The sequence below is a fragment of the Acinetobacter sp. I-MWF genome (assembly GCF_025433935.1).
GTDB classification, from domain to species: domain Bacteria; phylum Pseudomonadota; class Gammaproteobacteria; order Pseudomonadales; family Moraxellaceae; genus Acinetobacter; species Acinetobacter guillouiae.
On sequence record NZ_JAMBAR010000001.1, the window covers coordinates 2,875,814 to 2,888,660 of the forward strand.

General features: G+C 38.3%; 10 protein-coding genes and 3 tRNA genes. 8 read left to right on the forward strand and 5 right to left on the reverse strand.

From position 1 onward, the window contains the following. The first annotated feature begins 29 nt into the window (after nt 1-29). The 6 genes from M2R48_RS13365 to M2R48_RS13390 all read left to right on the forward strand — a co-directional run bounded on the left by M2R48_RS13365 (nt 30) and on the right by M2R48_RS13390 (nt 4,796). Nucleotides 30-1,055 carry a methionine ABC transporter ATP-binding protein gene (locus M2R48_RS13365; protein ID WP_004719301.1) on the forward strand — a complete coding sequence of 342 codons (1,026 nt, stop codon included), beginning with the start codon at nt 30-32 and terminating at the stop codon, nt 1,053-1,055. Then, complete coding sequence (locus M2R48_RS13370; protein ID WP_004719300.1) at nt 1,052-1,747, forward strand: methionine ABC transporter permease; 696 nt, start codon at nt 1,052-1,054, stop codon at nt 1,745-1,747. The genes M2R48_RS13365 and M2R48_RS13370 overlap by 4 nt, the downstream gene beginning before the upstream one ends. Before the next feature lie 201 nt (nt 1,748-1,948). Next, nucleotides 1,949-2,569 carry a hypothetical protein gene (locus M2R48_RS13375; RefSeq protein ID WP_262086417.1) on the forward strand — a complete coding sequence of 207 codons (621 nt, stop codon included), beginning with the start codon at nt 1,949-1,951 and terminating at the stop codon, nt 2,567-2,569. 204 nt (nt 2,570-2,773) lie between these two features. After that, complete coding sequence (gene gloB / locus M2R48_RS13380) at nt 2,774-3,505, forward strand: hydroxyacylglutathione hydrolase (protein WP_262086418.1); 732 nt, start codon at nt 2,774-2,776, stop codon at nt 3,503-3,505. A 24-nt stretch (nt 3,506-3,529) separates the two neighbouring features. Next, entirely contained in the window at nt 3,530-4,270 is a 741-nt protein-coding gene (locus M2R48_RS13385; RefSeq protein WP_262086419.1) for an alpha/beta hydrolase, read from the forward strand. Nucleotides 4,271-4,592: 322 nt separating this feature from the next. Then, on the forward strand, nt 4,593-4,796 hold the full coding sequence (locus M2R48_RS13390) for a hypothetical protein (RefSeq protein ID WP_004719296.1): 204 nt from the start codon (nt 4,593-4,595) through the stop codon (nt 4,794-4,796). 174 nt (nt 4,797-4,970) lie between these two features. On the opposite strand, the gene M2R48_RS13395 is transcribed toward M2R48_RS13390, so the two are convergent. The 5 genes from M2R48_RS13395 to M2R48_RS13415 form a co-directional block, all read right to left on the reverse strand. Beyond that, nucleotides 4,971-5,055: transfer RNA gene (locus M2R48_RS13395), tRNA-Leu, on the reverse strand. 35 nt (nt 5,056-5,090) lie between these two features. Next, nucleotides 5,091-5,164 (reverse strand) — tRNA-Trp (locus tag M2R48_RS13400). A gap of 41 nt (nt 5,165-5,205) precedes the next feature. Then, nucleotides 5,206-5,290, reverse strand: a tRNA-Leu gene (locus tag M2R48_RS13405). A gap of 108 nt (nt 5,291-5,398) precedes the next feature. Further along, nucleotides 5,399-6,211 (reverse strand): protein kinase domain-containing protein, encoded by an 813-nt coding sequence (locus M2R48_RS13410; RefSeq protein ID WP_262086420.1) that lies wholly within the window; start codon nt 6,209-6,211, stop codon nt 5,399-5,401. Continuing rightward, nucleotides 6,208-7,719 (reverse strand): DUF3336 domain-containing protein, encoded by a 1,512-nt coding sequence (locus M2R48_RS13415; RefSeq protein ID WP_262086421.1) that lies wholly within the window; start codon nt 7,717-7,719, stop codon nt 6,208-6,210. The genes M2R48_RS13410 and M2R48_RS13415 overlap by 4 nt, the downstream gene beginning before the upstream one ends. A 201-nt stretch (nt 7,720-7,920) precedes the next feature. Between M2R48_RS13415 and M2R48_RS13420 the strand changes: the two genes are divergently transcribed. Both M2R48_RS13420 and dnaE read left to right on the forward strand, forming a co-directional pair. Beyond that, entirely contained in the window at nt 7,921-8,793 is an 873-nt protein-coding gene (locus M2R48_RS13420; protein WP_034618149.1) for an ATP-binding protein, read from the forward strand. A gap of 467 nt (nt 8,794-9,260) precedes the next feature. Then, nucleotides 9,261-12,833: a DNA polymerase III subunit alpha gene (gene dnaE / locus M2R48_RS13425; RefSeq protein WP_004822504.1), complete on the forward strand. Its 3,573-nt coding sequence runs from the start codon at nt 9,261-9,263 to the stop codon at nt 12,831-12,833. Nucleotides 12,834-12,847: the final 14 nt, after the last annotated feature.

Sequence of the window (12,847 nt, forward strand, 5' to 3'; positions counted from 1 at the left end):
TTTTTCTTTTTGCTATAGTTTTTGACGATATGATTGAATTTAAAAACATTTCAAAACACTATGAGTTGAAAGGTCAAACCATACGTGCACTGGATCAGATTAATCTTGAGATTCCAGCGGGCAGTATTTTTGGCATTATCGGCTATAGTGGTGCAGGTAAAAGTACCTTAATCCGTTTGATTAACTTGCTTGAGCGTCCCAACCAAGGACAAGTCATCATTAATCAAAAAGACTTTACGGCACTTGATGCACGTGCATTACGTCAAGAACGTGCAAATATAGGCATGATTTTTCAGCATTTCAATTTACTACAAACCAAAACTGTAGCTGACAATATTGAAATGCCGTTAAAGTTGCTGGGTGTCAGTAAAGACCAACGTGAAAAACGTTTAAATGAGTTACTTGAGTTTATTGATCTAAAGCACAAAAAAGATGCTTTTCCAGATGAACTCTCGGGAGGACAAAAGCAACGTGTCGGTATTGCACGAGCCTTGGCCAACCACCCAAAAATTTTACTTTGTGATGAAGCAACCTCTGCACTTGATCCACAAACCACGAAATCTGTTCTCGCTTTGCTTAAAAAGATTAATCAAGAGCAAGGGATTACCATTGTCATGGTTACGCATGAAATGGATGTAATTGAATCTGTTTGTGATTTTGTTGCGGTCATGGAACAAGGCAAAGTGATTGAAACTGGTTCTACCTTAGAAATTTTTAGTCAACCGCAACATCCGACGACGAAAAACTTTATTCAAACCGTTTTACAGCAACAGCTCCCTGTTAATATCTTAAACAATCTCGAAAATCAAAATCATAAAAGTATTTATAGTCTGCAATTTTTGGGTACTTCAGCGCAAGAGACTGTGGTACAAGCAGCAATTAAGCAATTTGATGTCAGCTTAAATATTTTATTTGCCAATATGACTGAAATTAATGGTTCAGTGATCGGTCAAATGTTTATACAACTTTTGGGAGATGCTGAAAGCATTCGCCAAACCATAGATTTCTTTGAAAAAAATGGGGTCAAGGTGGAACAGTCAGGAGTTAGACTATGAGAGAACTCATTGTACAATGGCTCACTACACTCACAGCACCATTTTGGAAAAGCTCTTTAAGCATTGACCAATTTGTTACAGCGATGCAAGAAACCATTCAAATGGTCATTTTTGCAATGCTGTTTGGTACCATTTGGGGCTTTGTTCAAGCAATTACCTTGCTGGTTACTCGCCCTAATGGCATTTTACCCAATCGCGCTGTTTATCAGATTTTAAATCCTATCGTCAATGCACTACGTTCCCTACCCTTCATTATCCTATTGATTGCGGTTTTCCCACTGACCAAAGCGATCGTGGGTACAACTATTGGTACTTGGGCAGCGATTGTACCGTTGACCATTTATGTTGGTCCTTATATTGGTCGTCTTGTAGAAACATCATTGCTTGAAGTAAATGAAGGGATTATTGAGTCTGCACAAGCAATGGGTGCATCGCCTTGGCAGATTATTTTTAAATTTATTATCCCTGAATCTCGTAGCTCACTCATCCTGAGCCTTACCACAGCAACCATTAGCTTGATTGGTGCAACAGCGATGGCGGGTGCTGTAGGCGCTGGTGGTATTGGTGATTTAGCAATTTCTTATGGTTATCAACGTTTCGATCAAAGTGTGGTTTATCTTACTGTGATTGTCTTATTGATCCTTGTACAAATTGTACAGAGTCTTGGAAATTGGCTATCTAAGCTTCGATAATCCTTACTTGCCATTTCCAATTCTTCTTACTTCTAAAATCATACCCTCCTTATTGAGGGTATTTTTTATTTCTTGAGTTAGCTACAGATATAAATACTTATAAATTTTATAAATCCTTTTTAATTCTACTCATTTGATCATCTGCTCTTGATCAATCAGTCATAACTAATTATGTTATAGAAAACTTAAGAAATATTTGAAATGAATAATTTTACCCAAACCATCGCCCCGTTGCTCCTTATGCTACCTATTTGCAGTTTTGCTGCGCAACATTCAGAAGATTACACCACCACAGTGAAAGTTAATGGTGTCGAGCTCAACCAAGCAGTAAGTGCAACACAAATTGAAAAATTGCTTGGAAAAACCTCTCAAAAACCTATAAAAACATTTTCAGAATGTACAGGAAACTATGAATACTCAATCTCTACTGCATCAGGAAAAAATCTAACATTTGACATTTTTAGTGAAGAAAATCCACAGATTAAATCTGACGCTTTTTATAAAAGCAAAAATACTTTTCAACAACTTGGTACGACCAAAGGGCGAATTTGGCTTTCTTGGACAAATGCACAAAAGATGACAGACACCGTTTTGATTAACAACAAACCCATCACCAATCTGTATAGCATCAATCAATTTAAAAAAGACTTTCCAAACAGTGCCAAAACTGGCACCCATGTTTTAATGTTAACTGCGTCGGAAGCCAAAGAATTTTTAAAAAATCCTGCTGAATTTGAAACAGGCTATCGCAGTTATGTCGATTTTAATTTTAAAAATGGCAAACTCAGTAAATTAGAAATCAGCCAAGGAATGGCTTGTTAAGTCTTATTAAGAATAGCATTGTGGTTTATATACTACTCTCTAAAAGCATAATCTACGGCATAACTTGTTTGTTCAATCAAATAGAATGCCGTACAGCCGAATTACATATGTTTTCACATAAATATGCCCACAATCAGCTTTCCAACTTGTCTATAGCCTAATTTTGCTATTAAATTTGTATCAGCATATATATGGAATTCAACGATGCAATTTAAAATTCACGTCATAGATGTAAAAAATCAATTACAAAACTATATTTGGCTGATCGAAGACAATCACAGCCACGATGTCGTTGCAATTGACCCCACAGAAGCATCGCTGGTTGAAGATTATTGCCTTGAACATCAGCTGAATTTAAAACAAATTTGGCTCACACACTGGCATAAAGACCATATTGGTGGTGTTCCAGAATTAATCGCAGATCATAATATTCCTGTTTATGGGCCACGCGCTGAACTGAGTCACATTCCTTTTATTACCTACCCGCTGCAACACGATGATCAATTTGAATTTCATGGATTAAACATCGACATTATCTCTGTACCAGGTCACACCCTAGGACATGTCGTTTATTTTATTGATGCATTAGACAGCGTTTTCTGTGGTGATACCCTTTTTGCTATGGGGTGTGGACGTATGTTTGAAGGAACTGCTGAACAGTTTTATCATTCTCTCAATCGCCTTGCTGCTTTACCACCAAGAACCAAAGTTTACTGCACCCATGAATATACGCTTTCTAATGCACAATTTGCTTTGCATATCGAGCCAGAGAACCGAGCAATACAACAACGTGCCGAAGAAATCAAACAGCTCCGTGAACATGGGAAAATCACCTTGCCCAGCACCATTGAACTTGAGCTTGAAACCAATCCTTTTTTACGTGTCGAAAGTGCTGAAGAATTTGCGCGTATTCGTGCATTGAAAGATCATTTTTAAGCAATCACGATTATTGTCCCCACAATGTTAAAACTGCGCCAGCCTAAGCCTCTGTTTTTAAAAGCATCGCAGCAGGCGGTACTGTTATTACATGCCTATACCAGTACCATTCAAGATATGAAGGCCTTAGCAAAATTTCTGCATCAACATGGTTACACTTGCTATGCGCCTAGCTACGCTGGACATGGTTTAACGATTGATGAGTTTCTCAATTACACGACAGCGGATTGGTGGCAAGATACATATAATGCTTATCAATTCTTAGAAAATCAGGGTTATAAGCATATTGCTGTCATTGGGGTTTCTTTAGGTGCAATTTTATCGTTAAAACTCACTGAGCACTTTCCAATTGATGCATGTATTAGCATGTCTACGCCACAGAATCGAAGTGTAAATGATCTTTTTAAGCGACTAAAACACTATGCTGAATATCTCCACCAATTTGAAAACCCCCATACAGGTTTAGACTTAAAAAGCTTAGAAAATAAAGCAGCAATACAACTACAGCCATTTCATCAATTTGTTGCCGCAACCATAAGTGATATTTCTTTAATTCGCGCACCTATCTTTTTATTGTATGGTGGGTTAGATGATGCACATTATCAATCCAGTGCACAAACCATTTACAATCATGTGAATTCTACAGAAAAACAAATTAAAAGTTATCCCAATACTGGGCATCTCATGACGTTAGGTAAAGATCAGATACAACTGTTTAGCGATATTTTAGATTTCTTAGACCTACATCATCCTGTACAGCTGTAATCCCCCATGCTTCTGTTAAATTTACTTACATTTAACCACAGTGAAAATGAGAAAAATTCTGCTTTTTTAAACTTATATATTTGCATCAAAATATTACAAACACAGTTTTTAGGATTAATTAATCCATTGTTTTATTTTAATATTTTTTATTAAATTCATATTTCATCCATATTGGCAGCAAAAAAATACGCATTGATACAAAAGCCTTATTTCTCAAATTGCTCAAATATTGATATAAAAAATAAGTTTCATCAAATTTCCCCTTTAAAAATTTAATGATCACCCCTATTAAATTTATAGGCAGGAATTAAGGAGATCTTCTGTGAAAAAGGTTGTAAAGGCAAAGAATTTAATCGCTTTTCGTATTTGGTTAGAAAAATTAGGCTATTCAGTAAAAAATTTAGCTGATGGAAAAGGATTTACTTTCAGCTTTAAAAAAGAATATGGTTTAGTCACTTGTGATTTATCTGGTAATAACTTAGCAATGCAGCTCGGTGAAGAATTTGAAGATCACTTAAAAGCTTAGTAAGTGTCTAAATGAAGTTTCTCTTTGAAAAGACCTAAACGATTTCGTTTAGGTCTTTTTATTGATCTGGATAAAATTCTAATTCTAAGAAACCTTTAATCAAGATACAGCATAGTTAGAATAAAAATTTAGGCATAAAAAAAAGCATGATTTTCATCATGCTTTTTTTAAATTTGGTGGGGACGGAGAGACTCGAACTCTCACACCTTGCGGCGCTGGAACCTAAATCCAGTGCGTCTACCAATTTCGCCACGTCCCCGAATAAAAACTAACGCTGTAGTCTTTTAAATAACTTGGCAGAGGATCAAGGATTCGAACCTTGACGAACGGTTTTGGAGACCGTCATGCTACCATTACACCAATCCTCTATAACCCTTCATTTTGTTTTAGTACCACAAAATGAATTGCTTGGTGGGGACGGAGAGACTCGAACTCTCACACCTTGCGGCGCTGGAACCTAAATCCAGTGCGTCTACCAATTTCGCCACGTCCCCAATGGCTGTGTATATTATAGAGATCGTTTTATTATGACAAGCCCTTTTTTCGAAAAAGACACTCGTTTGTTTAAATAAAAAACAAATGTTGCAAATACTGCTTTTTGTTTAAACAATTTGGCTTAATACTTGTTTTATTTGATAAATATTTGAGCAACGTTGCCCTGTTTTTTTCATTAACATCGCTGTTAAAACCATTTCAAAAATTTTAAATCGCTCTGGTAACACTACATTTAACTGCTGACAATGTAAAAATGCCCAATCTTGATAGCTTTTTGCCGATAAGCGCTGTTGTGTCAACCACTCCAACCAAACGATTCCCAACGCATAAATATCGGATTGAAATGATTTTGGTTGCGCATGAAACAATTCTGGTGCCATATACCGTGGTGTTGCTGTATGTGTTGCGATATTTGTTAAATTTGCCTCTTCAGCGGTGTTTACAGCCTGTTCAAAGTCAATCAAATAACTTTTCTCATCCTTAGCGCGAAAGTGCTCAACTTTGATATCACCATGCAGATAACCATAGTCATGCAAATGTTCAAGCACATCTAAGCTGAGCATTAATCGCTTACCAATTTCAGCCAAGCTAAGTTGATCAGGTAGATCCTGAAAAAGCTTTGGGGCATCTTCCACCCATAAAGCTTGATCAATGACCTCTTCATCAATTTTAAATTGCTGAAATGGATCAAATATTGAAAAGTTTAACAATACAGGTTGAGTTTCAGTCTCTAATGCATTCAACTCGCTATAACAGTTCAGCTCATTGAAAAAGTGCTGTTGATAACAGCGATTTGAATTTTTGAGCTGCAATTTCAACCAAAACCATTGCTGTCCCTGTTGAATTTGATAAATACGGCGACCCAATTTTTGACTTTGGATTGAATTATATGCAACTGGAAGAATTCTGCTTTGGCTCATACTTCTGTCAATTGTTCTGCGGGTATATCTTTCGTCATTGGATGATTCAAAACTTCTAGACAATGTTGGATTGTTTTACCAATACGCGCATGTGTTTCTATACTTGAAATTTTTGGCCAAGTTGCACGCTCACCTTCTCGTTGCAATAGCTTAAATAGATATGGGCGTGGGTTCTGTAACATATAGCTATAATGGCGCAGACTATACTCCCCAATAATATTGACATCACCATAGTAGCGCTGGTCAATAATTCCGTAACCGTGATCGAGTAAACGACGCATAGAAGGAACTCGTCCCATACGGCCTCTGGCAAAGTCCATGATCCCCATTGCAGCCATGCGTCCTTGACTACGCACTATACGTTCAGGCCAACTCAGTAAGTCTCTACGGTAACGTTCTTCATCATTCTGCATAAACGGTACAATATGTGGATTAACCTGACTGGCAATGGTGTAATTCAAATTATAAAGACGTGACATGCGTTCTTGGGGGAAATCATTGCGGACACTGCCATCCACCCAACGCGTATTTGCCAAATAAGGGGTATGTACACCATCGTAACGCTTACTGATCAAACGCACAGGTGGAAATAAAACCGGTACAGCACATGATGCCAATACTGCACTCCAGACCAATAAATCTGGTGAGGTATATTTATTCATGATTCGTACATCTTCTTGGGAAACATCGTAAGGCGCAACGGTGACATTGATATCTAAGCCTGATTTTTCAAACGCCTCCTGAAAGGTTACATCACCTAAATTTTCGACCAAGAACTTTTTAAGATATCGGACATCAGCAAAACCACCATTGCCTTTGATTAATTCTTTGAAGCTACGGAAGTGAAAGGCTTCACTATAAAACTGGTCGCCACTGAGCAAGTTTGGAATCTCACCTGGTTCATTTACCCCCAGCATCGCCGTCATGATTGCCCCAGCACTTGAACCAGAAAGTACTTTTGGCATTAAGTCTTGTTCCATTAATGCTTTACAAACACCGCTATGAAATAAACCTAACGTTGCTCCACCTGAAAACATCAGTGCGGGCTGACCATAGGCCTTTTCACAGTTTTCAAAAAACTTCCTTTTGCTTTCATGACATAAGGCTTGGCAACTTTCTGAAGCAATGAATGCCAAGCTATTGCTCACTTCATCGATATAATCTTCAATTATTTTTTTAGTTCCAACATAGGTATGTGCAAATAGCATCGGATGTCCGATGTTGGCAACATCGTGACTAAATCCTTCTCTTAGGATATACATCAAATCTTGGGTGCGATTTTGTAGACGGTAACGGCGCAATAAATTTAACCGATGGGAAATAATTTCAGCATCAAAATATGGTGAGGTATTATCTAGCTTCCACTCCTGTGCCCCCGTTTCTTCATCCAGTTTTAACGCTATAGATTTCCACTCTTCATAGTTTTCTGCATGTTTCAGTTTTCTTTTTAGTTTTTTAATACGATAAGCCTGATGCGGATTTAAATCTTGAGTGAGTTCTAATAACATTTCTAATATTCCTTTGATTTTTAATCCGACACTTTTAAATACCTGTCGATAAACTATGCTGAAAAATAACCAGATAATCAATTACCATAAGTCATTTAATTCTTGCTTTAGATTCCAATTATCGCCTATTGAGATTAGCTCAATAAATTTACTGTGCTAATATCAACCACACATTGTAATTTCTGAAAATAGCGAACGGATATGGCAACTTTCGACTTACCTGACAATATCATCCAAAAATTATCCACTGTTCTTGATCAGTTACATCAAGTCCTTCCTGAAAAGAAACAAGATACTGACTTTGCAGCAGTGGCTTTTAGGTGGCACGATAAACAACTCAAAGCGATTTATAACCCGAAAGCAATGCATTTGGATGATCTTAAAGGGATTGAACGTCAGAAAGCTAAAATTTTACAAAATACTGAACAATTTCTACACGGCTTACCTGCCAACGATATTTTACTGACTGGCTCACGCGGTACAGGAAAATCATCCATTGTCCGTTCTTTACTTACCCAGTATGCAGAACAGGGCTTACGTTTAATTGAAATTGAACGAGATGATTTGTCTGACTTGCCAGAAATTCAAAAAATTATTAAAGATCGCCCAGAAAAGTTCATCGTTTATTGTGATGACTTGGCATTTAATGCTGAAGATGAAAATTACCGTAGTTTAAAAAGCGTGTTAGATGGCTCGCTACAATCTGGCTCAAGTAATTTTGTGATTTACGCAACCAGTAACCGTCGTCATTTATTGCCTGAATTTATGCATGAAAACACGCCTGTAACCAAAGTCGATGTGCCGCAATATAAAGAGTTGCATCCGCAAGAAGCCATCGAAGAAAAGATTTCATTATCAGATCGTTTCGGTATGTGGTTGTCGTTTTATCCAATGGATCAAAATCTTTATTTAGAAATTGTGGAACATTATTTAGCAAAAGCAGACATGCCCTTTGCTGATGATGTCCGTGCTGAAGCATTAAGATGGTGTCAAGCTCGTGGTCAACGCTCAGGGCGTGCAGCATATCAATTCTCTAAACATTGGATTGGTTCAGAACGTTTAAAAGCATTATAAGCCCGACTTTTTTAGATATACAAAGCCCTAACTGAATAATAGTCAGGGCTTTTATTATTTATCAGTTAGATCATGTGCGATAAGAATAAGTAAGCTAAGCAAATAGCGATATCAAAACGTCCAATAAGCTCATTCATGCTAAACCCATTTATCACCCGATAAAATCTCACTGTATCTTTGTCCCATTCAATAACAATAGCTTGAATGGATTGCCCTGTTTCATTCAATCCATATCATTCAAATAAAGCTTAAATTATTCGTTTCTATGTAAAAAAGACCATCAACACACAACTCAAGCTGACTGCTGGTTAATCATGCAACTAAAAGCCAAAATAAAAAAATTCAGTATATTTAAATATATTTCAAACACTTAAATACAAAGCAATAATTCATCCAGAACATTTTATTTCAGCACATCACAGTTTAAGCGTGATAAAATAGCCGACAGTTTCATATAGGATAGGTCTATGCAGTTTGTTCATCTTGGTATTCATACCGAATTCTCGATTACAGAATCGATCGTACGTATACCTGATCTGATTAAAGCTGCCGCATCTGATGAAATGCCTGCTTTAGCCATTACAGACCTATCCAACCTGCATGCAGCAGTTAAGTTTTATAATAAATCGCTGGGGAAAGGGATTAAACCTATTTTCGGCAGTGTAATTCGATTAAATGATGCAAACCATAAAGCAACCTTACTGGCAATGACCAATAAAGGCTGGCGTGGTCTGACTGAAATTGTCTCTCGCGGCTTTATTGAAGGACAACAGCTTTCGATTCCATGTGTACAAAAAGATTGGGTACTTGAACAGTCTCAAGACATCATTGTACTTTTGGGCCTACATAGTGATGTGGGAGAAATGCTCTGTGCAGCTTATCCTGAAAAAGCCGAACCGCTGTTAGAACAATGGATCGAAAAATTTGGCAATCGTGTTTATTTAGCGCTGACGCGTACAGGTCGCCCATTAGAAGAAAGCTTCAATGAAGAAGCGGTTAAACTCGCTGCAAAATATAATATTGGTGTTGTGGCACATAATGATGTGCATTTTGTTAGACCAGAAGATTATGAAGCACATGAAGCACGCGTTTGTATCGCAGATGGTTATGTTCTAGGCGATAGTAAACGTCCTAAGCATTACAGCCCTGAGCAATATTTTAAAACCTCTGCTGAAATGATTAAGCTATTTGCAGATATTCCAAGTGCCATAGAAAACACCTTACAAATTGCAAAGCGTTGTACCGTTTCACTCCGTTTAGGATTTCATGATCTACCAGACTATCCAATTCCGGAAGGTCATACTATCCATTCTTACTTTGAGCATCTTTCTGAAATTGGTTTAGAAGAACGCTTAGACTTCCTTTACCCTGTTGAAACACGTGATGAAGATTGGGCTGAAATTCGTAAGCCTTATGATGAACGTCTGGCCTATGAGCTTGGCATTATCAATAAAATGGATTTCCCTGGTTACTTCCTCATCGTCATGGACTTTATTCAATGGTCTAAAAACAATGGGGTTCCTGTAGGTCCCGGTCGTGGTTCAGGTGCAGGCTCACTCGTCGCTTATAGTTTAAAAATTACTGACTTAGACCCGCTGCGTTATGACCTACTCTTTGAACGCTTCTTAAACCCAGAACGTGTATCCATGCCTGACTTTGATATCGATTTTTGTATCGCTGGGCGTGATAAGGTCATTGACTATGTAGCACGCCATTATGGTCGTGATGCGGTTTCTCAGATTGCAACCTTCGGTACCATGGCTGCTAAAGGTGCGATTCGAGATGTAGCACGGGTTTTAGGTAAATCTTACGGTTTGGCAGATCGTATTTCTAAAATGATTCCGACTAAACCTTTAGGACTCACCTTAGAAGAATCTATTGAGGCTGAACCACAACTTAAAGATATTGTGACCAATCCATCCAACCCAGATTATGACGATGCTGCTGAAATCTGGGAAATGGCACTCAAGCTTGAAGGCATTACCCGTAATACAGGTAAACACGCAGGTGGTGTGGTGATCGCACCAACCAAAATCACCGATTATTCGGCAATTTTGTGTGAAGCTGATGGTACAGGACGGGTTGCCCAATTCGATAAAGATGATGTAGAAGCTGCGGGCTTAGTTAAATTCGACTTCTTGGGCTTACGTAACCTTACTGTAATTGAAGATGCGATTCAAAATATTAATAAGCGTATTCAATCTGATAAGCCGTTAAATATTTCAAACATTCCTTTAGACGATCCTAAATCCTATGCAGTATTTGCTGACGCAAATACCACCGCGGTATTCCAGTTTGAATCCGTGGGCATGAAAAAAATGCTTAAAGAAGCACGTCCAAGTAAATTTGAAGAAATTATTGCCTTCGTATCTTTATATCGACCGGGTCCAATGGACCTTATTCCTGACTTTATCCATCGTATGCATGGTGGTGAATTTGAATACTTACATCCGCTATTAGAAAGTGTACTCGAACCCACTTATGGGATCATGGTATATCAGGAACAGGTGATGCAAGCCGCACAGTTCTGTGCTGGCTATACACTGGGTGGTGCAGATTTACTTCGTCGTGCGATGGGTAAAAAGAAAGTCGAGGAAATGGTCAAGCAACGTGCCACCTTTATTGAAGGTGCTGCGAAAAAAGATATTGATGAAGGTACAGCCAACCATATCTTTGACTATATGGAAAAATTCGCAGGCTATGGTTTTAACAAATCACATGCCGCTGCGTATGCTTTAGTTGCCTATCAAACGGCTTGGTTAAAAGCACATTACCCTTCTGAATTTATGGCTGCGGTCATGTCTTCGGAAATGCAAAATACAGATAACATTGTATTTTTAATTGATGACTGCCGAATCAACAACTTAGTGGTGTTGCCGCCATCGGTAAATATGTCGTTCTACCAATTCTATGCCAGTGATGTAAACACCATTATTTATGGCTTAGGTGCAATTAAAGGTGTCGGCGAACAAGCCATGCAATCCGTGATTGATTCACGTGAGCAAGATGGTCCTTTTAAAGATTTATTCGATTTCTGCCACCGTGTAGATTTGAAGAAAATCAATAAAAGAACATTGGAAGCATTGATTCGCGCTGGTGCACTGGACTGTTTGGGAATTGAACGTTCAAGTTTAATGGCTCAACTTCCAGAAGCCGTCCAAGCCGCTGAACAAGCACGTTCAAATCGTGAAACGGGCATTATGGACTTATTTGGTGAAGTTGAAGAGGTTCAACGTAAGCCAGCTAAACCTGTAAAACCGTGGTCTGATGAAGTGCGTCTAAAAGGCGAAAAAGATACATTGGGTTTATATCTGACAGGTCATCCAATTGATGTCTATCGTGCAGAATTAAAATCCTTTATTCCAAATAAAATTAATGAATTAACCCCTACTCGCCGTGGTGTAACCACCGTTTTCGCTGGTTTAGTGGTCGATATTGCCAATTTCCCAAATCGAATGATGATTACCCTTGATGACGGCACAGCACGTATCGAAGTCTCTGCGAATCATGAACGCTTCCAACGCTTTAAAGACATTATTCAAAATGAAAAAGTGGTGGTGATTGAAGGTGAAATTTATGAACGTGAAGGTTTCGACCGTCCTATGGGTCGTTTGACCAAAGCATTCACCCTCAATGAAATTCGACAAAAGCGTGCCAATAGCATTGCCATCACACTGAATACTGAAGTGATGACGAAAACCTTAGCCTCGGATATTCAAAAGATCTTACTGCCTTTCTGTAATGTCGATATGTGTCAACACATTCCAATGCAGATTCAGTTAGATTATGACTATGCCACGGCTGAGTTACATTTAGGTCAACAATGGAAAGTTGCCCCATTGGATGAGTTACTTTCTAAATTACGTGATTACTTTGGTAAAGAATCTATTCATATTGAATACCAAGTCAAATCTAAAGCGGCAAAAGCCGTGGATCATCGTGGACTTGCCCAACCGACTCAAGTTGCACCACCGCCAGAAAATATGAGTATGGATGATGCAATGGATGACTATATGGCAGATGCAGGCCAATTTTCCTAACCTCCTATTTGAAT

Bases quoted from the DNA above. Each gene is read 5' to 3' on its own strand.
- M2R48_RS13365 (WP_004719301.1), top strand. From the start codon at position 30: ATGATTGAATTTAAAAACATTTCAAAACACTATGAGTTGAAAGGTCAA.
- M2R48_RS13370 (WP_004719300.1), top strand. From the start codon at position 1,052: ATGAGAGAACTCATTGTACAATGGCTCACTACACTCACAGCACCATTT.
- M2R48_RS13375 (WP_262086417.1), top strand. From the start codon at position 1,949: ATGAATAATTTTACCCAAACCATCGCCCCGTTGCTCCTTATGCTACCT.
- gloB (WP_262086418.1), top strand. From the start codon at position 2,774: ATGCAATTTAAAATTCACGTCATAGATGTAAAAAATCAATTACAAAAC.
- M2R48_RS13385 (WP_262086419.1), top strand. From the start codon at position 3,530: ATGTTAAAACTGCGCCAGCCTAAGCCTCTGTTTTTAAAAGCATCGCAG.
- M2R48_RS13410 (WP_262086420.1), bottom strand. From the start codon at position 6,211: ATGAGCCAAAGCAGAATTCTTCCAGTTGCATATAATTCAATCCAAAGT.
- M2R48_RS13415 (WP_262086421.1), bottom strand. From the start codon at position 7,719: ATGTTATTAGAACTCACTCAAGATTTAAATCCGCATCAGGCTTATCGT.
- M2R48_RS13420 (WP_034618149.1), top strand. From the start codon at position 7,921: ATGGCAACTTTCGACTTACCTGACAATATCATCCAAAAATTATCCACT.
- dnaE (WP_004822504.1), top strand. From the start codon at position 9,261: ATGCAGTTTGTTCATCTTGGTATTCATACCGAATTCTCGATTACAGAA.